The organism is Variovorax sp. GW821-FHT09D04, assembly GCF_059416405.1.
The window spans coordinates 228,006-253,102 of the sequence record NZ_JBWKPA010000008.1; the positions used below are offsets into that span (position 1 = coordinate 228,006).

26 protein-coding genes are annotated in these 25,097 nt (G+C 67.1%); 5 read left to right on the forward strand and 21 right to left on the reverse strand.

Annotated features, from left to right (window positions below):
* Positions 1-6 precede the first annotated feature (6 nt).
* The 5 genes from mraZ to dksA all read right to left on the reverse strand — a co-directional run bounded on the left by mraZ (position 7) and on the right by dksA (position 5,281).
* Positions 7-435 carry a division/cell wall cluster transcriptional repressor MraZ gene (mraZ, locus tag AC07O4_RS23595; protein ID WP_056576192.1) on the reverse strand — a complete coding sequence of 143 codons (429 nt, stop codon included), beginning with the start codon at positions 433-435 and terminating at the stop codon, positions 7-9.
* Between the two features lie 273 nt (positions 436-708).
* A complete protein-coding gene (gene hslU, locus AC07O4_RS23600) occupies positions 709-2,037 on the reverse strand; it encodes an ATP-dependent protease ATPase subunit HslU (RefSeq protein ID WP_495305813.1) in 1,329 nt (442 codons plus the stop codon).
* A gap of 2 nt (positions 2,038-2,039) precedes the next feature.
* Positions 2,040-2,585 carry an ATP-dependent protease subunit HslV gene (gene hslV / locus AC07O4_RS23605; RefSeq protein ID WP_042578379.1) on the reverse strand — a complete coding sequence of 182 codons (546 nt, stop codon included), beginning with the start codon at positions 2,583-2,585 and terminating at the stop codon, positions 2,040-2,042.
* 104 nt (positions 2,586-2,689) lie between these two features.
* Entirely contained in the window at positions 2,690-4,342 is a 1,653-nt protein-coding gene (locus AC07O4_RS23610; RefSeq protein WP_495305814.1) for an STAS domain-containing protein, read from the reverse strand.
* Positions 4,343-4,390: 48 nt separating this feature from the next.
* Positions 4,391-5,281: an RNA polymerase-binding protein DksA gene (gene dksA / locus AC07O4_RS23615; protein ID WP_409574652.1), complete on the reverse strand. Its 891-nt coding sequence runs from the start codon at positions 5,279-5,281 to the stop codon at positions 4,391-4,393.
* Positions 5,282-5,723: 442 nt separating this feature from the next.
* Here dksA and AC07O4_RS23620 point away from each other — a divergent pair, with 442 nt between their 5' ends.
* Positions 5,724-7,262, forward strand: a complete 1,539-nt coding sequence (locus AC07O4_RS23620; RefSeq protein ID WP_495305815.1) for a YdgA family protein — start codon at positions 5,724-5,726, stop codon at positions 7,260-7,262.
* Between the two features lie 78 nt (positions 7,263-7,340).
* On the opposite strand, the gene AC07O4_RS23625 is transcribed toward AC07O4_RS23620, so the two are convergent.
* The 12 genes from AC07O4_RS23625 to AC07O4_RS23680 all read right to left on the reverse strand — a co-directional run bounded on the left by AC07O4_RS23625 (position 7,341) and on the right by AC07O4_RS23680 (position 18,844).
* Positions 7,341-8,393, reverse strand: coding sequence for a CobW family GTP-binding protein (locus tag AC07O4_RS23625; RefSeq protein ID WP_062474247.1), 1,053 nt, complete (start codon positions 8,391-8,393; stop codon positions 7,341-7,343).
* 101 nt (positions 8,394-8,494) lie between these two features.
* Complete coding sequence (locus AC07O4_RS23630; RefSeq protein ID WP_489059351.1) at positions 8,495-9,709, reverse strand: class I SAM-dependent rRNA methyltransferase; 1,215 nt, start codon at positions 9,707-9,709, stop codon at positions 8,495-8,497.
* 63 nt (positions 9,710-9,772) lie between these two features.
* Positions 9,773-10,693 carry a tyrosine recombinase XerC gene (locus AC07O4_RS23635; protein WP_070060138.1) on the reverse strand — a complete coding sequence of 307 codons (921 nt, stop codon included), beginning with the start codon at positions 10,691-10,693 and terminating at the stop codon, positions 9,773-9,775.
* Between the two features lie 41 nt (positions 10,694-10,734).
* On the reverse strand, positions 10,735-11,322 hold the full coding sequence (locus tag AC07O4_RS23640) for a YdcF family protein (protein ID WP_495305816.1): 588 nt from the start codon (positions 11,320-11,322) through the stop codon (positions 10,735-10,737).
* Between the two features lie 53 nt (positions 11,323-11,375).
* Positions 11,376-12,071: a DUF484 family protein gene (locus AC07O4_RS23645; protein ID WP_062474254.1), complete on the reverse strand. Its 696-nt coding sequence runs from the start codon at positions 12,069-12,071 to the stop codon at positions 11,376-11,378.
* Positions 12,068-12,952, reverse strand: a complete 885-nt coding sequence (gene dapF / locus AC07O4_RS23650) for a diaminopimelate epimerase (protein WP_495301568.1) — start codon at positions 12,950-12,952, stop codon at positions 12,068-12,070. The genes AC07O4_RS23645 and dapF overlap by 4 nt, the downstream gene beginning before the upstream one ends.
* A 76-nt stretch (positions 12,953-13,028) precedes the next feature.
* Positions 13,029-13,850 (reverse strand): alpha/beta fold hydrolase, encoded by an 822-nt coding sequence (locus AC07O4_RS23655; protein ID WP_095743599.1) that lies wholly within the window; start codon positions 13,848-13,850, stop codon positions 13,029-13,031.
* Positions 13,851-13,908: 58 nt separating this feature from the next.
* The gene (locus tag AC07O4_RS23660) at positions 13,909-15,492 is read right to left on the reverse strand and encodes an MFS transporter (RefSeq protein WP_070060141.1); all 1,584 of its coding nucleotides are present in this window, start codon (positions 15,490-15,492) and stop codon (positions 13,909-13,911) included.
* Complete coding sequence (locus AC07O4_RS23665) at positions 15,485-15,892, reverse strand: DoxX family protein (protein ID WP_495305817.1); 408 nt, start codon at positions 15,890-15,892, stop codon at positions 15,485-15,487. Before AC07O4_RS23665 ends, AC07O4_RS23660 begins: the two co-directional genes overlap by 8 nt.
* On the reverse strand, positions 15,892-17,784 hold the full coding sequence (locus AC07O4_RS23670) for an amidohydrolase (RefSeq protein ID WP_495305850.1): 1,893 nt from the start codon (positions 17,782-17,784) through the stop codon (positions 15,892-15,894). Before AC07O4_RS23670 ends, AC07O4_RS23665 begins: the two co-directional genes overlap by 1 nt.
* Positions 17,785-17,864: 80 nt before the next feature.
* Positions 17,865-18,161 (reverse strand): DUF1427 family protein, encoded by a 297-nt coding sequence (locus tag AC07O4_RS23675; protein WP_159273859.1) that lies wholly within the window; start codon positions 18,159-18,161, stop codon positions 17,865-17,867.
* A gap of 29 nt (positions 18,162-18,190) precedes the next feature.
* Positions 18,191-18,844, reverse strand: a complete 654-nt coding sequence (locus AC07O4_RS23680; RefSeq protein WP_062474264.1) for a hydrolase — start codon at positions 18,842-18,844, stop codon at positions 18,191-18,193.
* 180 nt (positions 18,845-19,024) lie between these two features.
* Between AC07O4_RS23680 and AC07O4_RS23685 the strand changes: the two genes are divergently transcribed.
* Positions 19,025-19,936 carry a LysR family transcriptional regulator gene (locus tag AC07O4_RS23685; RefSeq protein WP_056575757.1) on the forward strand — a complete coding sequence of 304 codons (912 nt, stop codon included), beginning with the start codon at positions 19,025-19,027 and terminating at the stop codon, positions 19,934-19,936.
* Positions 19,937-19,961: 25 nt separating this feature from the next.
* Here AC07O4_RS23685 and AC07O4_RS23690 read toward each other — a convergent pair whose 3' ends face one another.
* On the reverse strand, positions 19,962-20,591 hold the full coding sequence (locus AC07O4_RS23690) for a 2-hydroxychromene-2-carboxylate isomerase (RefSeq protein WP_495305818.1): 630 nt from the start codon (positions 20,589-20,591) through the stop codon (positions 19,962-19,964).
* 175 nt (positions 20,592-20,766) lie between these two features.
* On the opposite strand from AC07O4_RS23690, the gene AC07O4_RS23695 reads away from it, so the two are divergent.
* Positions 20,767-21,612: an alpha/beta hydrolase gene (locus tag AC07O4_RS23695; RefSeq protein WP_307635897.1), complete on the forward strand. Its 846-nt coding sequence runs from the start codon at positions 20,767-20,769 to the stop codon at positions 21,610-21,612.
* A gap of 24 nt (positions 21,613-21,636) precedes the next feature.
* Here the strand turns inward: AC07O4_RS23695 and AC07O4_RS23700 are convergent, their stop codons facing one another.
* Entirely contained in the window at positions 21,637-21,927 is a 291-nt protein-coding gene (locus AC07O4_RS23700; protein ID WP_095948325.1) for a putative quinol monooxygenase, read from the reverse strand.
* 161 nt (positions 21,928-22,088) lie between these two features.
* On the reverse strand, positions 22,089-23,054 hold the full coding sequence (locus AC07O4_RS23705) for an AraC family transcriptional regulator (RefSeq protein WP_495305819.1): 966 nt from the start codon (positions 23,052-23,054) through the stop codon (positions 22,089-22,091).
* Positions 23,055-23,097: 43 nt separating this feature from the next.
* Here AC07O4_RS23705 and AC07O4_RS23710 point away from each other — a divergent pair, with 43 nt between their 5' ends.
* Positions 23,098-23,247 (forward strand): hypothetical protein, encoded by a 150-nt coding sequence (locus AC07O4_RS23710; protein ID WP_495305820.1) that lies wholly within the window; start codon positions 23,098-23,100, stop codon positions 23,245-23,247.
* 49 nt (positions 23,248-23,296) lie between these two features.
* On the opposite strand, the gene AC07O4_RS23715 is transcribed toward AC07O4_RS23710, so the two are convergent.
* Complete coding sequence (locus AC07O4_RS23715) at positions 23,297-23,605, reverse strand: hypothetical protein (RefSeq protein ID WP_495305821.1); 309 nt, start codon at positions 23,603-23,605, stop codon at positions 23,297-23,299.
* A gap of 203 nt (positions 23,606-23,808) precedes the next feature.
* Between AC07O4_RS23715 and AC07O4_RS23720 the strand changes: the two genes are divergently transcribed.
* Positions 23,809-25,062, forward strand: coding sequence for a phospholipase D-like domain-containing protein (locus AC07O4_RS23720; RefSeq protein ID WP_495305822.1), 1,254 nt, complete (start codon positions 23,809-23,811; stop codon positions 25,060-25,062).
* Positions 25,063-25,097 lie beyond the last annotated feature (35 nt).

The window sequence follows — 25,097 nt, forward strand, 5'->3', positions numbered from 1 at the left end:
GGCTCCTCAGAACGCGAAGTCCTGAAACACATCCGGCATCTCGCCCTGGGTGGCCTCGGCCTCCTTGGCCTCGTACGTCGCCTTGTCCCAGAGTTCGAAGTGGTTGCCCATGCCCAGCAGCAGCGTCTCGCGGTTGATGCCGGTGGCGGCGCGCAGCTCGGGCGACACCAGCACGCGGCCGGTGCCGTCCATCTCGACGTCCATCGCGTTACCGAGGAAGACGCGCTTCCACCACTGCGCCGACATCGGCAGCGCAGCAATGCGTTCGCGGAATTTTTCCCATTCGGGACGGGGGAACACCATCAGGCATCCGTGCGGATGCTTGGTGATCGTGAGCTGGCCGCCTGCCGTGGCGCTCAGGACGTCGCGATGCCGGGTCGGCACGGAGAGCCGCCCCTTGGCATCCAGACTGAGCGATGAAGCGCCTTGAAACACGACCACGAAACCCCTGTGGTGGGAGGTGCCGCGACACCCGGAAGGGGCGTTGCCCGCACTTTTTCCCACTTAACTGCACTTTTTTCCACTGTAGCAGGAAACACTTGCGACGCAACTGGGGCTCGGGGGTATTTTTTGTAATGGAATCAACGACTTAGCGCCGATTTCCAAACCTGGAAATCGGCGAATTGTGTTGAAAATGAAGTACTTAGCTCACGCAGTGAAAGTGATGCGTGAAGGACAACCCCGTTACAGGGGCCGAGGGAGGCGGCTTCAGAGGATGAAGCGCGAAAGGTCTTCGTCGTGACTTAGTGCCGCGAGGCGCTCGTCGACATAAGCGGCATCGATGCGGACCGTCTGGCCCTCGATGCGGGTGGCATCGAAGCTTACCTCATCGAGCAGGCGCTCCATCACGGTCGACAAACGGCGCGCGCCGATGTTCTCGGTGCGCTCGTTCACCTCGAAGGCGATGGCCGCCAGCCGCGTGATGCCGTCGGGCGCGAAATCGAGCGTCACGCCTTCGGTGGCCAGCAGCGCCTGGTACTGCTTCACGAGCGACGCGCGTGTCTGCGTGAGGATGCTCTCGAAGTCCGACACCGAGAGCGATTGCAGCTCGACGCGGATTGGAAAGCGCCCCTGCAGCTCGGGAATGAGGTCGCTCGGCTTGCTCAGGTGGAAGGCGCCGCTCGCGATGAACAGCATGTGGTCGGTGCGCACCACGCCGTACTTGGTCGACACGGCCGTGCCCTCCACGAGCGGCAGCAGGTCGCGCTGCACGCCCTGGCGCGAGACGTCGGAGCCCTGCGCTTCGCTGCGCGTGGCGACCTTGTCGATCTCGTCGATGAACACGATGCCGTTCTGCTCGGCATTGGCAATGGCCTGCGCGCGGATCTCGTCCTCGTTGACCAGCTTGGCAGCCTCTTCGTCGATCAGCAGGCGCATCGCCTCGGCGATCTTGAGCTTGCGCGTCTTGCGCTTGCCGCCGCCGAGCTGGCCGAACATGCCGCGCAGTTGCTCGGTCATTTCCTCCATGCCGGCCGGGCCCATGATCTCCAGCGGCGCGCGGGTTTCGGCGAGGTCGAGTTCGATCTCCTTGTCGTCGAGCTGGTGCTCGCGCAGCTTCTTGCGGAAGGCCTGGCGCGTCGGGTTGGGGCTGTCGAGTGCGGGGGCGGCGCCATCGACGCCACGCGCCGGAGGCAGCAGCGCATCGAGGATGCGCTCCTCGGCCGCGTCTTCGGCGCGGGCGCGCACCTTCACGCTTTCGGATTCGCGCGTCTGCTTGACGGCGATCTCGGCGAGGTCGCGAATGATGGAGTCGACGTCCTTGCCCACGTAGCCCACCTCGGTGAACTTGGTGGCCTCGACCTTGATGAACGGCGCGTCGGCCAGGCGGGCCAGGCGGCGGGCGATTTCGGTCTTGCCGACGCCCGTCGGGCCGATCATGAGGATGTTCTTGGGCGTGATCTCGTGGCGCAGCTTCTCGTCGACCTTCTGGCGGCGCCAGCGGTTGCGCAGCGCGATGGCCACGGCGCGCTTGGCGGCGGGCTGGCCGACGATGTGGTTGTCCAGCTCGGAGACGATTTCCTGGGGGGTCATGGACATGGTCAGAGCGCTTCCACCGTGTGGTTCATGTTCGTGTAAATGCAGATTTCTCCGGCGATCGCCAGCGATTTGCGCACGATCTGCTCGGCCGAAAGGTCGGTGTTGTCGATCAGCGCCTTGGCCGCCGACTGGGCGTAGGCACCGCCCGAACCGATGGCGATCACGCCGTCTTCAGGCTCCAACACGTCGCCATTGCCGGTGATGATGAGCGAAGTCGTGGCGTCGGCCACGGCCAGCATGGCTTCGAGCTTGCGCAGCACGCGGTCGGTGCGCCAGTCCTTGGTGAGCTCGACCGCCGCGCGGGTCAGGTGGCCCTGGTGCTTCTCGAGCTTGGCCTCGAAGCGCTCGAAGAGCGTGAAGGCATCGGCCGTGGCACCGGCGAAACCCGCCAGGACCTTGCCGTGATAGAGCCGCCGCACCTTGCGCGCCGTGCCCTTGATGACGATGTTGCCGAGAGTGACCTGCCCGTCCCCGCCGATGGCGACCTGATCGCCTTGGGGGGTCTTGCGGCGCACGCTCACGATGGTGGTGCCGTGAAACTGTTCCATCGCAGCCATCTGGGGATGGGCCCCGCCAATGCAACCCTTGCGGTCGGACAAACTGCTGGCGGAAAACACGGCCCCGCAGGGGCCGTGGAACCCCTGTTACGGGGTCAGTTCTTGCGGACCGCGACCGTGGCGTGGTCGGTGATGCCGATCAGCCCGAACAGCGCGGCAATCAGCCGGTGGGCGTCGACGAACTGCACCCGCTCGCCGTTCGCATCGCGCTCGCGGACCCAGCTCAGCAGCGTGCCGGCCGCCGTCAGGTCCATGCGCAGCAGGGCCGCGCACGAGATGACCGGTGCCGTCGTGTGGCGCAGGTCGTGGTCCAGGCGCTGCCAGCACGACAGCGAGTCGCCGCGCAGGTCGCCCGCCAGCGCGGCAAAGCCGCTGTCGGTGGACGGGAAGCTCTCGGAATCGCCCCCGACCGACAGCAGCGACCACACCGAGCTCGGCCGACTCGCCGGCGGCGCGGCCAGCGAGGTGCACTCGCCCTTCGGGTCCTGCCAGGACGGCGGCGACACCTCGTAGGTGATGCAGTAGTTGAGCGCCACCAGCTCGAAGTCGTCAGGCAGGTGCATCATGCGCAGCGCTGCGAGGCGCAGCTGCCACCAGGCGTCGTCGGGATGGCGCTCGTTGTTGGGCGTGGCCGCGGCCAGCACGGCCATGAGCTGCGAGGCGCCGAAGAAGCGCAGCTGCACCGGCGAATCGGACCAGTGCGCGAACAGGATGCGCAGCGGCGCGGCGGCCGGCGGATCGATCTCGGTGAGCGCGCGCCAGTCGAGCGTCCAGACCATGCCGGCCTGCGAGAGCGCGCGCGTGAGCGCCATGAGCCCCTCGCGCGTCAGGTGCGCGGGGCTGGCCCAGTCGGCGGCGCCGGTGGTGTCGGAGGCCGCTTCGGCGTCTTCGCTGGCGGTGACGGCCTTCACGCTGCGCGCGAGTTCGTCGAGCGAGACCCAGTCGGGCCCCATGCGCTTCATGCGCTGCGCGTAGCGCATGCGGGCGGCCGCGAACTTGGCGGCGTCGCCGGTGGCGCGGTACAGGTCGAACAGCGCGCGCCAGCGGGCGTCGTCGCGCTCCAGCGTGACGGCTGCGGTGGCGTCGTCGGCGGAGAACGCACTTTCGGCGGCCAGCGCCTGCAGCAGGATGGCCTCGGCGCCAGTGTCGTCGCCGTGCGCGAAGCGGATCACCGCCTCTTCGAGCGCGCCGTCGTGCGCGAGCCGGGACGGCTGCGGCGAGGGAGCGGCGACGGCAACCGCCGGCGCTGCGGCCACGGGTTCGGAAGCGGCCGGTGCGCCCTGCCCGACAGGCAGCTGGTCGCCGCCGCTGTCGACCGGCGGCAGCGTTTCAGCGCCCGCGTCGGGCGGCGGATTGACCAGCGTCTCGCCGTTCGGCCCGCGGCCCTTCCACCACTGCTGCGACATCTGCTCTTCGATCTCGTCGATCTTCTTGAGCGTGAGTGCGCGGCCTTCGGATTTTTCGGAGGTGCTATTGAGGTTGAACGACGACGGCGTGACCGTTGCCTCGAAGGCATGGGCCGCCGCCTCGCGCTGACGCAGCTTGCGCAGCATGTCGAACTCGCGGCGGCGCACGAAGTCGTTGCGCTGGCGCCGCTCGATCATTTCCTTCAGCATCTCGCGGCTGTAGGTCTGCTCGGGCAGCGACGAGTCGGAGGACGGCGTGTCCAGCTCCGACCAGTCTTTCAGGGGATTTCGAACGAACTTGGCCACCTTCGAGAAAAGGCGGCCTGACTCTTCCTTTGGCATTCAGAGAAGGTTATCGAAAGCGCGGGTTCCGTTCTACCGTGCAGCCGTTCAATCCCCGAACATTTTCTGCTTCAGCTCGCGGCGCTGCTGCGCTTCGAGCGAGAGCGTGGCGGTCGGGCGGGCCAGCAGGCGGCCGACGCCGATGGGCTCGCCGGTCTCGTCGCAGTAGCCGTAGTCGCCGGCGTCGATGCGCTGGATCGACTGCTCGATCTTCTTGAGCAGCTTGCGCTCGCGGTCGCGCGTGCGCAGTTCGAGCGCGTGCTCTTCCTCGATGGTGGCGCGGTCGGCCGGGTCGGGCACGACCACGGTGTCTTCGCGCAGGTGCTCGGTGGTTTCACCGGCGTTCTCGAGGATGCCGCGCTTGAGCTCTTCGAGCTTCAGGCGGAAGAACGCCATCTGCTTGTCGTTCATGTACTCGTCGTCGGGCATCGCGATGACCTCGGCGTCGCTCAGCTCGGCGGGCGTCTTGGTCTTCCAGTTGTTGGCCAGCTTCGGGTCTTTCTTGACGGCCAGGGGCGGCGGCGGCACCAGCGCGGTGGAAGGCGCCTGCGAGAAGCTGGATTTGGCGGCGGTCGAAGCCACGGATTGCGGCATCGAGGGCACGGTCAGTTGCGACAGCCGGGACACGCGGCCACCACGCGCAGCGGGAGCGGGCGTAGCGGGGATCGAGGGTGTCGCCGGGGCGGAAGAAGAGGCGGCAGCCGTTTTTTTCATGGGGGTCGGGGGAGCAGAAAGGGCGGCCGCTGGACGGCCGACCGGTTGGGATGACGTAGGCGCCGCGCCCGCGGACTTGGTTGCGGGCTTGGCGGACTTCTTGGCAGCCGCGGTCCCGGTCTTGGCCGGGGTTGCCGCAGGCTTCTTGGCAGCGCTTTTCTCTTTCGCGGCAGAGGCAGCAGCAGCGGTGGCAGAAACCTTCTTCGTCGCGGGTACAGCCTTCACAGCCGTCGCCTTCTTTGCGGCGGGCTTGGTGGCTGGCGTGGCCTTGGCGGCGGGTTTCTTCACGGTGACTGGCTCCTTGTACGAACTGGAACGCGCTTTCACTGGGTGTCTCCTCCCAAGGGAACCGTTGCGGGTGTCAGGCCGCGTCGGCTCACGTTGTCGGGGGCGTCCTCAAGTGGTGAACCCCGGGGTTATACCCCCGAAAGCCCGCCAAAAACCCTTGGCGCCCCGTGCCGTAAGTCATATCTCGCCCCTGTGGACGAAGCATGGCTCCCGGAACAGGCGCGCGATTGTATAGAGAACTCGAAACGCAAGGCCATCGGGTGACGCACTGCCCTGCTCCGTTAGCATCGCCCGGCGCCATCACAGGGGGTGGCGCAGGCACGCCGCGGGTCGGGGAGACACCGCGGCGGCCCTTCAAACAACCGATCGGAAAATAATCTTGAGCAAAAAAGCAGTATTGGGAGTCCTGGCCGCGGCCATCGCCGTCGCCTACGGCGGCAGCACCTGGTGGGCCGGCACGCAAATCAAATCGAGCTACGACGTCGCCCTGGGCGAACTGCCCAAGCAGACCGCGCTGGTGCGCGTGATCGAGCGCAGCTACGAGCGCAACTTCTTCGGCGCCGTGAGCACCGTGACGCTCGAACTGGGTTGCCCGGCCGAAGCCGAAGCCGCCACCGCCCCTGCCGCGTCGGCACCCGCCGCCGCGCCGGCCGCCGCCACGACCGATGTCGCCGAGGCCGCGACCGAAGGCGACGAAGAAGAACCCGCCGGAGACGACAGCGACGCCGCGGCCACCCCGCCCAAGCCCGTGCGCATCACCATCCGCGACACCATCCGCCACGGCCCGATCGCCGGCGCCACGCTGGCCGCGGCCGTCATCGACAGCGAACTGGTGCTCGACGCCAAGGCGCAGGCCGAGGCCGAGAAGCTGTTCGGCAAGGCCAAGCCGCTGACCGCGCGCACCAAGGTCGGCTTCGGCGGCGGCTTCACCAGCGACTTCACTGTCGCGCCCGCCAAGCTGGCCGAAGAAGGCAAGGGCGAGTTCGCCTGGCAAGGCGCGCAGGCCCGCCTGGACATGAACGCGGCCCGCACCCACGTGCGCTATGACATGACGATGCCGGGCCTGGACGTCAGCACCGCCTCCAAGGGCGTGCAGCTGAAGATGGGCAAGTTCACCGCCAAGGCCGACATGGACGGCAGCGCCGGCTGGATGCTCGCCACCGGCAAGTCCGAAGGCCGCCTCGACAGCTTCGAGTTGAACGCGCCCAAGGGACTGGGCCTGGGCGCGGGCACCGAGGCCGCCCCCGCCAAGGCGATCAAGGTGCTGCTGCAAAGCATCGACCTGACCGGCGAAGCCACCATCAAGGACGGCCTGTACGCCTCCGAAGGCGCCTTCAAGGGCAAGGGCAAGGTCAACGAGACCGCCATCGACAAGTTCGAGATCGCCAGCAGCGCACGCCGCATCCAGGCGGCCGGCTACAAGAAGCTGGCCGACGCCTGGCTGCAATCGACCGCCGGTGCCGGCTGCGGCCAGCGCAGCAAGGCCCAGAAGGACGCGATGCAGGCGCTCATCGAACAGCTCGCGCCCGACCTCAAGGCCATGGCCAAGCACAGCCCCGAAGCCGGCCTGGACCGCATGCTCGTCGAGATCGGCGGCCACAGCGCCGAGCTCAGCTACTCGGTGGCCCTCGCCGGCGTGACCGACGAAGACCTGCAGTTGCCCGGCAACGCGCTGGTGCTCAAGCGCGGCGTGCTCAAGGCCAACGCGCGCCTGCCCGTGAAGTGGATCGAGAAGCTGGCCGAAACCGGCGCCGAGAGCGGCCGCACGCCGCCGCCTGAAATGCTCGCCGGCCTGATCGAACAGGGCGAAGCCAACGGCTACGTGAAGCGCACGGGCGACGATCTGGTCAGCCAGGTCGAGTTCAGCGAAGGCCAGCTCAAGCTCCTGGGCAAGCCGATGGGGAATTTCGGCAAGTAAGCACGGCCCGCCCCATGAAAAACGGCGCTGACCGCAAGGCCAGCGCCGTTTTTATTTCGTCAGCTCAGGCGAACGTGTTCAGACCAGGCACTGCTCCAGCCCCTGCTCCAGGATCTCGCGCGGCAGCTCGATGCCGATGAACACCATGCGGCTCTGGCGCGCCTCGTCCTTGCCCCACTCCGGGCCCAGGTCGCTGCCCATCAGCTGGTGCACGCCCTGGAAAATCACCTTGCGCTCGGTGCCCTTCATGTTCAGCACGCCCTTGTAGCGCAGCATGCGCGGGCCGTAGATGTTCACGATGGCGCCCAGGAAGTCTTCCAGCTTGGCCGGGTCGAAGGCGCGGTCGGCCTTGTAGACGAAGCTCTTCACGTCGTCGTCCGTGTGGTGATGGTGGCCGTGGCCCTCGTGCTTGTGCGAGGGGTGGTCGCACGCCTCGCCATGCGCGTGGTCATGGTCGTGATGGTCGTGGTCGTCTTCCTTGAGGAAGTCGGGGTCGATGTCCAGCTTGGCGTTCAGGTTGAAGCCGCGCAGGTCGAAGATGTCCTTCAGCGGCACGTCGCCGAAATGCGCCTTCTGCTGCGGCGCGCGCGGGTTCATGTGCTTCAGGCGGTGAATGAGCGCATCGGTCTCTTCGGCCGACACCAGCTCGCTCTTGCTGATGAAGATCTGGTCGGCGAAGCCCACCTGGCGACGCGCTTCCTGGCGGTCGTTGAGCTGTTGCGGCGCGTGCTTGGCGTCGACCAGCGTGAGGATCGAGTCGAGCAGGTAACTCTCGGCGATCTCGTCGTCCATGAAGAAGGTCTGCGCCACCGGGCCGGGGTCGGCCAGGCCGGTGGTCTCGATCACCACGCGGTCGAAGTCGAGCAGGCCCTGGCGCTTCTTCGCGGCCAGCAGCTGCAGCGCCTCGCGCAGGTCTTCGCGGATGGTGCAGCAGACGCAGCCATTGCTCATCTGCACGATCTGCTCCTTCGACTCGGTCACGAGGATGTCGCTGTCGATGTTCTCCTCGCCGAACTCGTTCTCGATGACCGCGATCTTCTGGCCATGGGCCTCGGTCAGGATGCGCTTGAGCAGCGTGGTTTTGCCCGAGCCGAGAAAGCCGGTCAGGATGGTCGCGGGAATGAGGGCCATGGAAAAGTGCTCCGGAAACGGAAAACAGAAAAAGGCGGGGGATTGGCGGGCAGTTTAGCCAATGCCACTGAGTTGCGTTGCCGACGGGGTCAAGCCCTCGTTCACAGGGGCTTTCTCACCACCACCAGCCCCTTCAGGTACTCCCCTTCCGGAAACTCGATGGTCATCGGGTGGTCGGGCGAGGCGCCCAGGCGTTCGGCGATGTAACCGTCCACGCCCGCGTCGAGCCCGGCCGAGGCCACGATCTTGTGGAACAGGTCGGCGCTGATGCCGCCCGAGCAGGAAAAGGTCAGCAGCACGCCGCCCGGCTCCAGCAGCTTGAGCGCCAGGCGGTTGATGTCTTTATAGGCACGCGCCGCGCGCTCGGCGTGCGCCACCGTGGGCGCGAACTTCGGCGGGTCGAGCACGATGGCGTCGAAGGTGCGGCCCTGGTCGATGAACTCGCGCAGCACCGTGTTCACGTTGGCGTCGAGAAACTCCGTGGCAATGCCCTGCCCTTCGAAGCCGTTGAGCGCCAGGTGCGCGCGCGCCCGTTCGAGCGCGGGCTGCGACGAGTCGACCGACACCAGCGAGGCGCCCTCGAGCGCCCCGGCCGCCTTCAGGCCCGCGAGCGCCGCCACGGTGAAGCCGCCCGTGTAGCAGAAGCAGTTGAGCACGCGCCGAAAGCGCCGGTGCTGCGCCAGCTCGGCAAAGCGCTGGCGGCTGTCGCGCTGGTCGAGGTAGAAGCCGGTCTTGTGGCCGGTGGCGATGTCCAGCGACAGCTGCCAGCCGTGCTCGCGGATGGTGATCTGGGTGGGGCCCTCGCCGCGCAGCCAGCCCGTGACGGGCTTCAGGCCCTCGCGCTCGCGGCCGCTGGCGTCGGAGCGTTCATACAGTCTGGTGAGCCCCGTGGCCTTGAGCAGCGCATCGGCCAGCACGTCTTTCCAGCGCTCCACGCCAGCCGACAAAAACTGCGCCACCAGCGTGTCGCCGTAGCGGTCGACGATCAGCCCCGGCAGGCCATCGGCCTCGCCGTGCACCAGCCGCACGCCGTCGCTCTGCAGGTCGAACAGGCCGCGCGCATGCACCGCGCGCGCGCAGACCGTGGAAAAAAAAGCAGCGTCGATGCGCTGCTTCTCGTCAAAGCTCCAGGCCCGCGCCCGGATCTTGGAGGTGGGGCCGAAAGCCGCCCACGCGAGAAAGTGGCCGTCGTGCGACTCCACGCGCACCGTTTCCCCCGAGTCCGCGCCGCCGCGCGCAATGGCGGATTCGAAGACCCAGGGATGGCGGCGTTGGAGCGAGCGCTCCTTGCCCGGCTTGAGGCGGAGGGTTTTCATGGGAGATGAATGAAAGAAGAAATGAAAGACGAAAGAAAACGATGCAGGCGACGGGTGTGGTGGCTACTTGCCGTCCTTGTCCGGCCGGGCCTTGGCGCGCGGATGCGCCGCGTCGTAGACCTTGGCCAGGTGCTGGAAGTCCAGCCGCGTGTAGACCTGCGTGGTCGCGATGTTGGCATGGCCCAGCAGCTCCTGCACCGCGCGCAGGTCGCTGCTCGACTGCAGCACGTGGCTCGCGAACGAGTGGCGCAGCATGTGCGGATGCACGGGCGCAGCCAGGCCGGCCTTCAGGCTGCGCTCGCGCAGCAGCTTCCACACCGCCTGCGACGACATGCGTGCGCCGCGCGCGCTGACGAACAGCGCCGGCTCCTGGCGCTCGCCGCGCACCGCGAGCCAGTCGCGCAGCGCCTCGGCCGCCTTGCTGCCCACGGGCACGCTGCGCCGCTTGCTGCCCTTGCCGAGCACGTGGGCTTCCATGGCGTCGAGATCGACCCAGCCGAGCGCCGTGGCGCTGGCCTGGGCGTCGAGCCCGGTGAGTTCGCTCACGCGCAGGCCGCAGCCATAAAGCATTTCGACGATGGCGCCGTCGCGCGCTTCGGTCCAGGGATCGGCCTCGGGGTCGTACAGCTCGGCCAGGCGCACCGCGTCGTCCACGCCCAGCGCCTTCGGCAGCGGCCGGCCCGCCTTGGGCGCGTGCACGTCCTGCACCGGATTGAAACCGATCAGCCCTTCATGGCCGAGCCAGCGGTAGAAGCTGCGCCAGCACGACAGCACCAGCGCAATGCCGCGCGGCTCGCGCCCGGCGCTGTGCAGCTGCGCCATCCAGCGGCGGATGTGGGCCGTCTGCACGCGGTCCAGCGGCAGGTTGGCCTCGGCGGCGTGGTCGGTCAGCGCGCGCAGGTGGAAGGCATACAGCTCGACCGTGCGCGGCGCGAGCCGACGCTCCACGCGCACGTGTTCGAGGTATTTGTCGATCCATTCCATGGTGTCGTGCTCCGTGCGGCGCCCGGGCCCGTTAGCCAGAACTAGAACAGATAGCCCAGCGATGCATTGTTCACGATGGCCGCCGGCTCACGCAATGCGCCCTTGAACAGCATGCCCCAGCGGCGCCAGCACGAGGTGGGCGCGGCGACGTACTGCACGTCGAAGGCCTGGTCGAAGCCGCTGGCACGCACCAGGCGCTCGATACGCCACAGGTGGTAGGGCTCCGACACGATGATCACGCTGCGCACGCCATTGGCTTCAAGCACCGTGCGCGACAGCGACAGATTGGCGCGCGTGGACGACGACACCGACTCCAGCACCATCGGCCCCGTGTAGCCCTCGGCCGTGGCGTGGTCGCGCATCACCTCGGCTTCGATGCGGCCGTCTTCCACGTCGACGCCGCCCGAGAACACCAGCGTCTGCGCACGACCGGCGCGCGCCAGCACGATGCCCTGGTCGACCCGGCCCGTGAGGCAGGGGTTGGGCTTGCCGTCGAGGTAGGCGCGGTTGCCCAGCACCAGCGCCACGTCGGCCGCGCGCGGCATCGGGCCGGCCAGTGCGGCCTCGGCGCGCTGCCAGATCACGCCCGCGATGGCGGCATAGGTGAGCACGCCGGCCAGCAGGACCACGCAAAGGCCGGTCAGCCAAGGCCGGCGGCGCCACCCGCGTCGCGCGGAACGGCTCAAGGGCGCAGCCGCGACAGCGCGCCCGACGACAGCTCGGCGATGCGCTCGAGAAAGTCCGTGCCCATCTCGGCGTTGAAGCGCTGCGCGTCCGGCGAGGCCAGCACCAGCAGGCCGAAGGCCGGCGACTCGGCGTCGGGGCGCAGCGGAATCAGCGCGATCGACGCGGCGCCCTGCGGCTCGGGCAGCCAGTTGGCCGCCTCGAAGCCCGCGTTGAGCCCGCAGTACGGCGAGGTGAGCGAGGTGGCCAGCGCCTTCACGTCGTCGCTCACCCACTGGGCATAGGCTTCGTTCAGGTACTCGGTGCCGCAGTCCCACACCTTGATGGCCGTTTGCGGCACCAGGAACAGCGACTGCAGGTCGACCGCGATGCGGTACGGCAGGCTGCGCGGGTCGCGCGTGGTCAAGAGGCCCTTGGTCCAGCGCTGCAGGCGATCGGCGATGACGACGTTTTCGGTGCCGTGGCGCACCATGTCCATCAGGCGGTGCTCCAGCGCCTTGATCTTCTCGCGCAGCATCTCGGCCTGGCGCTCCTGCAGGCTCACGGCGCGGTTGCCGTGCGGGCTGGTGAGCTGCACCTGCGCCAGCAGCTGGGCGTGGCGTTCGAAGAAGTCGGGGGTGTTCGACAGGTAGTTCGCGATGTCGTCTTCGGTGATCGGGTTCATGGCGTTGTTGTCGTGGGTGAATTGGGTCATGGCTGTTCCGAAATGTCGGGCACGTCGATCTCGCCCTCGAACACCGTCGTGGCCGGTCCTGTCATGAGCACCGGCCGGCCGTCGCCCTGCCACTCGATCGTGAGAATGCCGCCGTGCGTCTGCACGTCGACGCGGGTGTCCAGCAGCCCCAGGCGGATGCCCGCCACCACGGCCGCGCAGGCGCCCGTGCCGCAGGCCAGCGTTTCGCCGGCGCCGCGCTCGAACACCCGCAGCTTGATGTGGGTGCGGTCGACCACCTGCATGAAACCGGCGTTCACACGCTGCGGAAAACGCGGGTGGTGCTCGATCTGCGGGCCCTGCTCGGCCACGGGCGCGGTGTCGACGTTGTCGACCACCTGCACCGCGTGCGGGTTGCCCATGGACAGCACCGCTACCGAAACGATAGCGCTGCCGGCCCGGGTGCCCAGGGCGAGGTGCCAGGTCTGCCAGTCGCCCCGGTGCTGCGGGTCGAGCCCGGCCGTGTCGAAGGGCACGCGCGCCGGCTCGAAGACCGGGGCGCCCATGTCGACCGTCACGCGGCCGTCGTCGCCCATGCGCGGCTCGATCACGCCGGCCAGCGTCTGCACGCGCACGTCTTTCTTCTCGGTCAGGCCGTGCTCGCTCACGAAGCGCATGAAGCAGCGCGCCCCGTTGCCGCACTGCTCCACCTCGCCGCCGTCGGCGTTGTGGATCACGTACTGGAAGTCGATGCCTGCAGCGGGCGACGGGCGCACCGTGAGGATCTGGTCGGCGCCGACGCCGAAATGGCGGTCGGCCAGGAAGCGGTACTGCGCGGCCGTGAGGCCCAGCGTGCCGCGCGTTTCGTCGAGCACGACGAAATCGTTGCCGGCTCCCTGCATCTTGGTAAAGCGGATTCGCATCGCCGGATTATCGCCACCGGCGGCGCCCTTCGCGCCGGAAGGGCCGCAGGGCGCGGCCCTTTCGACACACCCGGCCTCAGCCCTGGATGAACGCCAGCAGGTCGGCGTTGACCTGCGCCGCGTGCGTGGTGCAGGTGGCGTGCGGCGCGCCGGCGTACAGCTTGAGCTGGCTGCCCTGGATCATTTCGGCCGCCAGCTTGCCCGTGGCCTCGAAGGGCACGACCTGGTCGTCGTCGCCGTGGATCACCAGCGTGGGCACGTCGATCTTCGCCATGTCGGGGCGGAAGTCGGTCTCGGAGAACGCCGTCACGCAATCGATGGTGGCCTTGATCGAGGCCTGCAGCGCGATCTGCAGCGTCTGCTTGAACACGCCCTGCGACACCTTCGCGCCCGGGCGGTTGGTGCCGTAGAACAGCGTGCTGAAGTCGTCGATGAACTGCGCCCGGTCCGCGGCCAGCCCGGCGCGGATGCCCGCGAACAGCGACGCCTCGGGGCCCACGGGATGGTCGGCGGTCTTCATGAAGAGCGGCGTCACCGCGCTGATGAGCGCCAGCTTCGCCACGCGCGCGCTGCCCTTGCGCGCGATGTAGCGCGTGACGTCGCCGCCGCCCATCGAGAAGCCCGCCAGGATCACGTTTTTCAGGTCGAGCGTTTCGATCAGCTCGGCGATGTCGTCGGCGAAGGTGTCGTAGTCGTAGCCGGTCCAGGGCTGGCTGGAGCGGCCAAAACCGCGGCGGTCGAACGCGATGACGCGGTAGCCGCGCTCGGCGAAGAACAGCATCTGCGCGTCCCACATGTCGGCGCTCAGCGGCCACCCGTGGCTGAAGACGATGGGCTGGCCGCTGCCCCAGTCCTTGTAATAGAGCTCGGTGCCGTCGCGAAGGGTCAGTGTGGTCATGTTTTTCCTTGAGATGGACGAAAGGGTGAAAGGGAAAGAGAAGAAGAATCCGCGCCGCTCAGAGCGCCAGGAAGTGGTGCACCTCGGGCTTGCCCGGGCCGATGTGAAAGCGCAGCGCCTCGGCCTGCAGGTCGGCATCGGCGTGCGACACGCGGTGGTGCTGGCGCAGGTGCTCGGCCCACGACTCCACGAGGAACCACTCCATCACGCGCTCGGCGTCGGCCGTGTGCTCGTGCACGCCCCAGGCGTAGGCGCCGTCGCGGCGGCGCTCGAGCGACAGGCGCTTCATCGCATCGAGGAACGCCGGCCGGTCTTCCTTGCGGATGCGGTACTCGACCTGGATCATCACGGGCCCGCGGTCGTGCGCCACCGGCTCGGCCAGCAGCGGCTCGGGCCAGTGGTTCGAGGCCTGCAGGTCGGCCTCGCCGGCGGGCAGCCGCACGCGGTGGAACACCAGACCCATCACCACCAGCCCCACCGCGCCCGCCACCAGCGTGGCCGGCACGCCGATCTGCTGCGCCACCAGGCCCCAGCCCAGGCTGCCGGCGGCCATGGCGCCGTTGAACACCGTGAGGTACACGGCCAGCCCGCGCCCGCGCACCCAGTTCGGCAGGATCGACTGCGCCACCCCGTTGAGCGTGGTCAGCGCAATGATCCAGCCCAGCCCGAGCACGCCCAACATCGGCACCGCCAGCCATTGCGGCGGCGCGAACACCAGCGCGCCCATCACCGCGGCCGTGAGCAGCGAGGCCAGCAGCAGCATGCCGTCGGCATCGAGCCGCGCGCGCAGCCGCGGCATCACCAGCGCGCCGCCGATGGCGCCCGCGCCCACGGCGCCGAGCAGGATGCCGTAGAAGCTCGCCGTGCCGCCGAGCATCTGCCGTGCCACCAGCGGCAGCAGTGCCCACACCGAGCTCGCGAACAAAAAGAACACCGCCGCGCGCAGCAGCACCACATGCAGCTCCTTGCTGGCCCGCGTGTAGCGCAGGCCGGCGCGGAAGGCGCCGAAGAAGTTCTCGGACAGCCCGCTGTCGACCGCCGCCGGGCGCTTCCACCACAGCAACGCCGCGATCACGAACACATAGCTCAGCACGTCCAGCCCGTAGGTGGCGGCCGCGCCGAAGCTCGCCAGGATCAGCCCGCCCGCCGCCGGCCCGATGGAGCGCGCGATGTTGATGCCCAGCGAGTTCAGCGCCACCGCGCCCTTGAGCTCGCTGCGCGGCACCAGCTCCGGCACGATCGACTGCCAGGTCGGCCCCATGAGCGCCGCGCCGATGCCGCCCACGAAGGTCAGCGCGATCAGGTATTCGACCGTGAGCGTGCCCGTGTGCGAGAGCACCAGCAGCGTGCCGCTCACCGCGGCCAGCAGCACCTGCACGAAGATCAGGAAGCGCCGGCGGTCGAGGATGTCCGACAGCACGCCCGCCGGAATCGCCAGCAAAAAGATCGGCAGCGTCGCCGCCGTCTGGATCAGCGCCACCGCCGTCGGGCTGGCCGACAGGTCGGTCACCAGCCACGAGCTGGCCACGTCGCGCATGAAGCTGCCGATGTTGCCCAGCACCGTGGCGGCCCACAGCACGGCAAAGACCGGCTGGCGCAGCGGCGCAAACGCGCCGGCGGCTTTGGCTTGGGGCTCAGTCATCGTGGCGCTCCTGGAGGTCGAGCCAGGCGACGAGCAGGAAGCCGCCGACCAGGCCCAGGTGTTCGAAGAAGGAGTTGGCCGCCATGAAGCGTTCCTGCCCCAGCGGCATCTCCCAGAAACGCAGCGCGACGAAGGTCGCCATGAGCGTGAAGCCGCCCAGCGCGAGCGCGCCGAGCCAGCGCCAGAAGCCGGTGAGGATGAGCGCCGCGGCGCCCAGCTCCAGCACGATCACCGCCACGGCCAGCGGGCCGGCCGGCGACAGGCCGAAGTGGTTCATCTCGGCGATGGCGGCGTTGAAGTCCAGCGCCTTGTTCAGGCCGCCCTGCAGGTAGGCCGCGCACAGCAGCAGCAAGGCGATCCAGCGCACGGCGGGCGACAGGGTCCAGTGCAGGGCCTTCATCACACCGCCCAGCAGGCGCAACCCAGCGCGCCCCAGAAGCTCTTCAGGTCGGCGATGGGCAGCTTGCTGCTCCAGGCCGTCGCGTGGCTGTGGCCGTGCACGTTGCAGTCGTTGGCGCAGGCGCACGACATCGCGGCGTTGCGCATCACCTTCTGAAGCGGCGCCCCCTCGGCCGTGTCGGCCCAGCCTGCATAGCCGCCGAAGGTGCGCGCGGGCGACCAGTCGGGCATGGCGGGCGGCAGGCCGCCTTCGTCGTGTGCGGCGAACGGGCCGGCGCCGTAGACCACCCTGCCGCCCACCATCGTGAGCAGCGCCGTGGTGTCGGCAATCTCCGATTCGGCGCAGGCGAAGAAGTCGCGGTCGGGCACCACCAGGTCGGCCAGCTGGCCTTCCTGGATGCGGCCCTTCTTGCCCTCTTCGTTCGAGAACCAGGTGACGTTCTCGGTCCACATGCGCAGCGCGGCCTCGCGGTCCAGGCAGTTGCGCTGCGGGTACAGCTGCATGCCGCCCACCGTCTTGCCCGTGACCAGCCACGACAGCGACACCCACGGGTTGTACGAGGCCACGCGCGTCGCGTCGGTGCCGGCCGACACCTTCAGGCCGCGCTCCAGCATCTTCTTGACCGGCGGCGTGGCCTCGGCCGCGCCGGGGCCGTAGCGCTCGACGAAGTACTCGCCCTGGTAGGCCATGCGGTGCTGCACCGCCACGCCGCCGCCGAGCGCGGCGATGCGGTCCATCGACTTCTCGGAAATCGTCTCGGCATGGTCGAAGAACCAGTTCAGGCCGGCCAGCGGTGTGTCCTTGTTGACCTTCTCGAACACGTCGAGCGAGCGGCTGATGGTTTCGTCGTAGGTCGCGTGCATGCGCCACGGCCAGCGGTTCTGCGCCAGGATGCGCACCACGCCTTCGAGGTCGCCTTCCATCTCGGGCGCCATGTCGGGGCGCGGCTGGCGGAAGTCCTCGAAGTCGGCCGCCGAGAACACCAGCATCTCGCCCGCGCCGTTGTGTCGGAAGTAGTCGTCGCCCTGCTTGTATCTGGAGCTGGCCGTCCAGTTCAGGAAGTCGTCCTTCTCGGCCTTGGGCTTCTGCGTGAAGAGGTTGTAGGCCAGGCGGATCGTGAGCTGCCCGTCGTCGTGCAGCTTCTGGATCACCTCGTAGTCGTCGGGGTAGTTCTGGTTGCCGCCGCCCGCGTCGATGGCGCCGGTCACGCCCAGGCGGTTGAGTTCGCGCATGAAGTGGCGCGTGGAATTGAGCTGGTAGTCGAAGGGCAGCTTCGGCCCCTTGGCCAACGTGGCGTACAGGATGGCCGCATTCGGCTTGGCCAGCAGCAGGCCCGTGGGGTTGCCGGCGCTGTCGCGCACGATCTCGCCTCCGGGCGGCGCGGGCGTGTCCTTGGTGTAGCCCACGGCGCGCAGCGCGGCGCCGTTGAGCAGCGCGCGGTCGTACAGGTGCAGGATGAACACCGGCGTGTCGGGCGCCACCGCGTTCAGCTCGGCCAGGGTCGGCAGGCGCTTCTCGACGAACTGGTGCTCGGTGAAGCCGCCCACCACGCGCACCCACTGCGGCGCGGGCGTGATCGCCACCTGGCGCTTGAGCATGCCCATGGCGTCGGCCAGGCTCTTCACGCCGTCCCAGCGCAGCTCCATGTTGTAGTTCAGGCCGCCGCGAATGATGTGCAGGTGGTTGTCGATGAGGCCCGGCAGCACGCGCTGGCCCTGCAGGTCGATCACGCGGGTCTGGCTGCCGGCCAGCGGCAGCACGTCTTCGGCGCGGCCCACGCGGGTGAAGCGGCCGTCCTTGATGGCCACCGCGTCGGCCGTGGGGTTGGCACGGTCCAGCGTGGTGAAGCGGCCGTTGCGCAGGATGAGGTCGGGGGTCTGGGTGGAGGCCATGGTGGATGCGGGTGCGAGGGAGGTGGCTGCAAAGGCGCCGAGGGCGCCCAGGAAGTGGCGGCGTTGCGGGTCGGGGGCGTTCATGCGTCGCTCCGCTCGGACGGGCGGCTGCCGGCGGCGGCGGACTTCACCGCCCCGGGCTGCGCGCAGGTCGGCAGCTCGCCGAACACGTGCGGCTTGACCTGGTCATGCAGCCACGAGGTGGCGGCCGGCCGGTCGAACACCTGCCGCACCAGCGGCGGGATCTGCTCGCCGAGCAGGATGCCCAAAAGGCCCACCAGGGCGATCACCGGCGGCGCCGGCGAGCGCACCTGGAAGAGCGCGTAGATCACGCCGACCAGCAGGCCGAGCGCGAGGGAAACGACATAGGTCTTCATGGTCGGTCGGCCTTGCGGGTGCTCTGCGCTCAACCCTCGTGGGCGCCGAACATCGTCTTGGCGTACGTCACGCCCAGACCGTAGGCGCCGCCCACCTTCTTCGCAATACCGGTCGTCAACTCGTAGGTGTCGCCACGCGCCCAGTCGCGCTGCAGCTCGAGCAGGTACTGCAGCGAAGTCATCGGCTGCGCGCCGGCCTGCACCATGCGCTCCATCGCGCGGTTGTGCGCCTCGGTGGACACGTCGCCGCAGGCGTCGGCAATCACGTACACCTCGAAGCCCTGGTCCAGCGCCGACAGCGCCGGCCCCACGATGCACACGCTGGTCCACAGGCCGGCCAGCACGATGCGCGGCTTGCCGATGGCGTTCACGCGCTCGATCACGGCGGCGTCTTCCCAGGTGTTCATCGAGGTGCGGTCGAGCATCTTCTGGCCGGGGAAGGCGTCGGTGATCTCGCTGAACATCGGGCCCGAAAAGCTCTTCTCGGCCACGGTCGTGAGGATGGTCGACACCTTGAAGCCGGCCGCCGCCTGCGCCACCAGCGCGGCGTTGTTGCGCAGGTTCACGGCGTCGATCGAGTGCGTGGCAAAGGCCATCTGCGACTGGAAGTCGATCATCACCAGCGTGTGGTCGGTGGGGGTGAGCAGCTTGGCGCCGGCGGTGGGGGTGGCTTGGACGGTCATGAAAGGCTCCTTCGGCAAAGTTGGGTGCGTGGATATTCGATTCGGTTCACAATCGCTTTCGGAGGGAATCTCCTTGGCGTGGGCTGAATCATCCGGTGCACGCAGGGCCTCATCGACGAAACTTTTCACCATCAATGATCGAAGTTTTCGATCATTCCTTCTTGCTGCGAGGAACGCCCCGTGCTCAAGCTCACCCTGGAAGCCATCGAGGTCGTCGACGCCATCGCGCGCCACGGCTCCTTTGCCGCCGCCGCCGCGCGGCTGAACAAGGTGCCCTCCACCATCTCCTACGCCGTGGGCAAGCTCGAAGAGCAGCTGGGCATGCTGCTGTTCGAGCGCAACGGCCCGCGCGTGACCCTCACCGCCGCCGGCGAAGAAATGCTCAAGGAAGGCCGCTGGCTGCTCGGCGCCGCGAGCGACCTCGAATCGCGCATGCGGCAGATTGCCACCGGCTATGAATCAGAGCTGCGGCTGGTGCACGACTCGCTCATTCCCACGCAGGCCTTCATGGACGACATCCGCGCCTTCGAAGACCTGCGCTGCGGCACGCGGCTGCGCATCGGCTGCGAGGCGCTCACCGGCAGCTGGGAGGCGCTGCGCGAGGGCCGCGCCGACATCGTCGTGGCCGCGGGCGAAGGCCCGGCCGGCGGCGGCCACCAGGCCGTGGCCGTGGGCAGCCTGGCGTTCGCCTTCTGCGTCGCGCCCACCCACCCGCTCACGCGGCTGAAGCGCCCCGTGCAGCGCGGCGACCTCATCGACTGCAACGCCATCGTGGTCGGCGACACCGCGCGCACCCTGTCGGACCGCACCGTGGGCCTCATGGCCGGCCAGCCGCGCATCACCGTGCCGTCGATGGCCGCCAAGGTCGCCTGCCAGGTCGCCGGGCTGGGCCACGGCTTTCTGCCACGCGCCTGCATCACCGACGAACTGGCGCGCGGCACGCTGGTCGAGCTGCCGACCGAGGAACCGCGCGCACCCGAAGCTTTCTGGCTCGCGTGGAAGACCGGCGCGCAGGGCCAGGCGCTGCGCTGGTGGCGCGAGCGGCTGCACCGCACGCTCGTGCCCGCGCTGCTGCCGCGCTCGTTCCTCTGAGAAAAGAAAAAAGAGAGGTTGTCGCTCAGCCGCCGGCGCGCAGCTTGTCGAGCGCCCGGTCGAGAAACGCCAGCCGGTCTTGTCCCCAGAAGCGCTCGCCGTTCAGGATGAACGTGGGCGCGCCGAACACGCCCGCTTCCACCGCGTCGGCGCTGTTGGCGCGGTACACCGCCAGCACCTCGGCCGACTGCTCCAGCGCCTGCAGCGCCGCGCCGTCGTAGCCGTTTTCATCGGCGATCGCGATGCGCACCGCGGCCTGCGCCGTGTCGCGCTCCTCGGCCCACAGCGCGCGCAGCAGCGCGTGCGACAGCGGCTGCGCGTCCAGGCCCTGCAGCTGGGCGGCGATCACTATCCAGCCGGGGTACTTGTTCCAGTTCGGATCGGTCGGCGCGCCCTTCGGGTAGTGCGCGGGCTCCAGGTTCATCGGCATGCCGAGGTAATCGCGCCAGCGCGACAACTCCAGCGCGTGGTACGTGCGGCGCGGCTCGGGGCGCGTCTTCAGCGGAATGCCGCCGGTCTGCGGCACCACCGCCTGGAAGTCGTAGGGCTTGAGCGTGAGCTGCACATGGTGGCGGCGCACGATGTCTTGCAGTTGCGGGCCGCCGAGGTAGGCCCAGGGCGAGGAAAGGCTGTAGTAGCAGTCGATGGCGATCATGCGGGGATTATCTTCAGCCCTCGGCCGGCGCGCCGCGCGCTGCGGCCATACACCTCGCAACGCACCGCCTCGCGAACGCGGTGAAACTACGCCCCTTACGCGTTGCTGTGTGGTTGTGCATCGGCCGGACCTTGCCCTTGCGATGCGCCGCCGCCACTTTTCCGGGAGCCCTGATTTGCAGCCGAAGACCCAAGCCAAGATTGCCCGCATTGCCCTGTCGGCCTCGGCCGCCGCCATCGGCAGCCTGGCCGCCTACTGGACCCTGCTCGCCACGCGACAGGGCCACATCCTGTTCAACGCCCGCAAGCTGCCTGTGGTGCATCTGTCGGACGACTTCTCGACCTACTCGCACCCCGTGCCCGGCGGCATGGTGCGCGGCTACGTGTATCACCCGCAGGGCGAAGACGCGCTGCAGGACCTGTTCATCTACTTCGCCGGCCGCGGCGAAGACGTGCGCGCCACCGCGCAGATGCTGCACTGGCTGCCCGAGGGCTTCGGCTTTGCGGCACTCAACTACCGGGGCGTGGCCGACTCGCAGGGCGCGCCGTCTGAAATCGCCTCCGTGGCCGACGCCGCCCAGTTCGCCAGCCACCTGCGCCGCGCCTTTCCGCAGGCGCGCCTGCACGTGGTGGGCCGCAGCCTGGGCACCGGCGTGGCCATCCAGCTCGTGGCGCGTCAGGAGTTTGCGAGCCTGCAGCTCATCACCCCCTACGACTCGCTGCTCGAAGTCGCCAAGAAGCGCTTTCCGCTCGTGCCGCTGTCGCTGTTGCTGCGCCACCGCTTCAACTCCATCGAGCACAGCAAGGAAGTCGCCGCCAAGACCCAGGTGCTGCTCGCCGCGAAGGACGACGTGGTGCCTCACGAACGCTCCGAAAAACTCATCGCCGCCTGGCCCACGCCCGTGAGCGTGCAGACCGTGTCGAACTCGGACCACCACAACATCACCGGGCTCGAAGAGACGTGGTTGATGCTGGTGGACTTTGCGTTGACGGCGGTGTTGCCGGAGACGAAGGCGGCGTAGGGGGCGCAAGCGGCCAGGGCTTTTTCAGAGCTCCCGGCAATAGCTGCTGACGGGCTCCCGCGCCAACTCCCCCGCCAGCGCATCCCAGGCCCCCGACGCCACCGCGCCCGCAATGTGCGCCTGGTGGTGCGCCTGCGACGCCCACGATTCAACCAGCGTGAAAACGCAGTCGTTGTCGCTGCGCCCGAACAGCCGCACGCCCCGGCACCCATCCGCCGATGGCAGCGACTGCTTGACCTGGTTCATGAGTTCCGCGAACGCAGACGCGCGCTCGGGCTTGGCTTCGAAAGTGATGATGACGTTGATCGGGTCCATGGACATTTCTTCTTCGCGTTGGCTTGTGGATTCAATGAATGAATGAAAAGAGAGAGCAGGCAGGTTAGCCAGCCCCCTCTCCCGCGCCTAGGCACGAAGCTGCGAAGAAATTGACCATGGCTGCGAAGGATGCAGGCAGCCACGCTGGGGTCACCCCGGCATCACGCCGCCTGCATGCGCCGCACGTACTCCGCAGGCGTCGTCTCGAACCGTCTGCGAAACGCGCGGTTGAAATGCGCCGCGCTCTCGAACCCCACCTTGGCAGCCGCATCGCCGGGGCGCAGCCCCGCGCCCAGTATCAGTGAGCGCGCCTCTTCCAGGCGCAGGTCGCGAATGCAACGCATCGGCGTGACGCCGGCCACCTCGCGAAAGCTGTGCGCGAAGTGCGAAGGGCTCATGTGGACGTGGCTTGCGATCTCGGCCACCGACAGCGGCCGGCCCAGATGGCGGCGCATGAAGCCGATGGCCGTCTGTATGCGGGCGCCGGCCTTGGTGACGGCGCCCGCGCTGCGGATGGCGGCGGCGGCCTCGGAGCGCAACAGCCGCAGCACGATTTCCTCGACGGCCAGCGGCGCGAGCGTGCGGCGGTCCACCGGGTCATCGGCCGCCAGCAGCAGGCGTGCGAAGGCCTCGACCACCTCCGGCCCCACCGGGGCCGTGAAGTGCTCGCGCACGCGGGCAGGCTCGGCCGGCAGCGCATCACCACCGCCTTCGGCCAGTGCGAGGACCGACTTGACCAGCACGTCGGGCGGCAGGTCCAAATGAATGGCCAGGTACGGCGCCGCGGCGCTCGCCCCAACGACCGTGCCGAGGCACGCGACCTCGGCCCCGAGCACCAGGCACTGCGTGGCGCCGTAGGCCAGCGAACGGCCGCCGCCGAGGTGCGCGGTCTTGCGGCCCTGCAGGACCACCACCACGCCTGGCGTGAGGCGCTGGGTTTTCTCGTAGCGGATCGGGTGTGAAAAGCGGTAGCAGCGCAGGCCCGGGTACAGCGTGTCGGTGCGGCCGTCCGCAGGGGTTCGCGCTGCGACCATGTCGCGCAGGCGGGTCCAGGCGGCGGAAATGAAGGTGGCCTCTTCGGGTTTGTTGTTGGTGCTGTCGTCGGCGGCAATGGGCGCAACTGGCATCGGCTTTGTCGTGGAGAAGAGAGAACGCTGGAAAGCGAACGGGATGCGCAGCGTAGCCGGTCAGCGCGCGGCCGTGAGCGTGCAGACCATGTCGAACTCGGACCACCACAACATCACCGGGCTCGGAGAGACCTGGCTGATGCTGGTGGACTTTGCGGTGACGGCGGTGTTGCCGGAGACGAAGGCGGCTTGAGGGTTGCGGGCCGGTCGTGAGGCAGAGGCTTCACGCCGGCCGCCGGGGGCTAGGCCGGCTTGAGCGAGGGGTGCGCTTGCAGCGCATCGCGTACGGCGCCGGCTGTCGCGTTGACGGTGGCGATGCGGGTCATCAACGCTTCGTTGAGCAGGCGCAGCAAGGCGCTCAGTTCGGTGCGGGTGGGGGTGAGCTCTTCGCTGTCGTTGAGGGCGCTGGTGTCTACGAGCTTTTCTAGCGCGGTGTAAGCGCGCATGACCGCGTTGAGGTTGTCGGCGTCGTCGCAGGCTTGCAGGGCGAGGTCGTCGAGGGAGGCGGAAGGAATGCGAGATTGCGCGCAGGCGCGAGCGGATTCAGCCATGAGATGGACTCCAAGTTGCGCAGAGGTTCATCAGGCTTCCAAACCCGGCCGCACCACCTAGCGCGACGAGGCGAAGTATATCTATCGACCATCGCAAACTCGTCGAAATTCCAGAGGGAAACCATATGTCTGCGATGTTCCCCCATCCGTCATGCAGAATAATTAGGTTTTCTTATTGAAAATACCGACTTGGAGGAGACAAGATGAATTCGAAGCGATCGGTTAAATTTTACGCAAACGCGACACGCGCTTGGAATGTGGCAGCTCAGGGCGAATCGATCAGCCCTTTGCTAATCTCCCCCTACATTACGTCCACCATCGCCCGTACGATTGGGCGAAGACACGTTGCATCGATATACACGCTATTCGATGCGGAGCTCTTCGCCAGAGGAGCGTCATCGCTCAGCACTTTGGAAGCATTAATAAAAGACGGCCACTCCGTTTATTTTTTACCAGACGTTCATGCGAAAGTAATGCTATTTGGCAATCAAATCGCAACAGTAGGAAGTCAAAATCTGACCAGGCGCGGAACAAAAAACAAAGAATTAACTGCCGCATTTAATGACAATCAAGAAATTCTCAAAATACGCTCCTTGACAGATTCTTGGCTCACCCTTGCAGAGCCAATCACGCTAGCGATGATTCTGGCCATGAAGCAGAAGCTCCCACCTATTCGACGAGCCTTTAAAAAGATCGATCAAGCGGCCTCATTTCTAACGGAAAACATATTAGCCGATGCTCGAACTCTTCGAACACGCACTCAGGTCGCTGCCACCTTTGAGCAACATCAACGTGCGATTCGAAGAATTCAAAATTCACTCGCACATACTCAAAGGCCAGCGGAGAGAATTTTTGCGCGGGTTCATCAATTTTCGGATGGAACAACTTCGCTGCTTCGTCTATTTGCACAAGACAGCTTCACTTCTTGGAGCTTTCCCAATCAGACAGTAAATCTCCATCGAATTACTCGATATCTATGCTTGCTGGAAAAGAATGGCGCTATCGGCTGGGCACGCGTAGGAGAGTCAAGAATTTCATTTATCAATGACCGCCTCAGAATTCAATTAGAGTTCGAAGAAAAAAACTATGAAATTCTTTTCCTTGCCGACTGGAATGAGAAACGACTTTTCGCGAGAAACTTAGCAATCGAAGTATTCGATGAATCGGGCATCAAATTTTGCGAACTCCACTGCTCCTTCGAAGTAAATAAATTGAGACTACTAGAAATCACATCCGAGCCAAACTCTCGTTTTTCGAAAATTATTTCTAATTTCCGAAAAAAATTCCCTGATCTATCCCAGGTGCTTTTGAAAAAAATGCTTCAACCATTTGATTACAAATTAGCCCTCTCCGGGAAACGTCCCCTGGAGTTTGTGGGAGCAGTTGGTCAGTGCATCAGTGTCGAACTAGTAAAAATGGCAAATTACAACTTCCTCGTCCTCCGCGAAGTTCAATAAAACAACCCCTCCAGTTTTAAAAAACTCACAAGGGA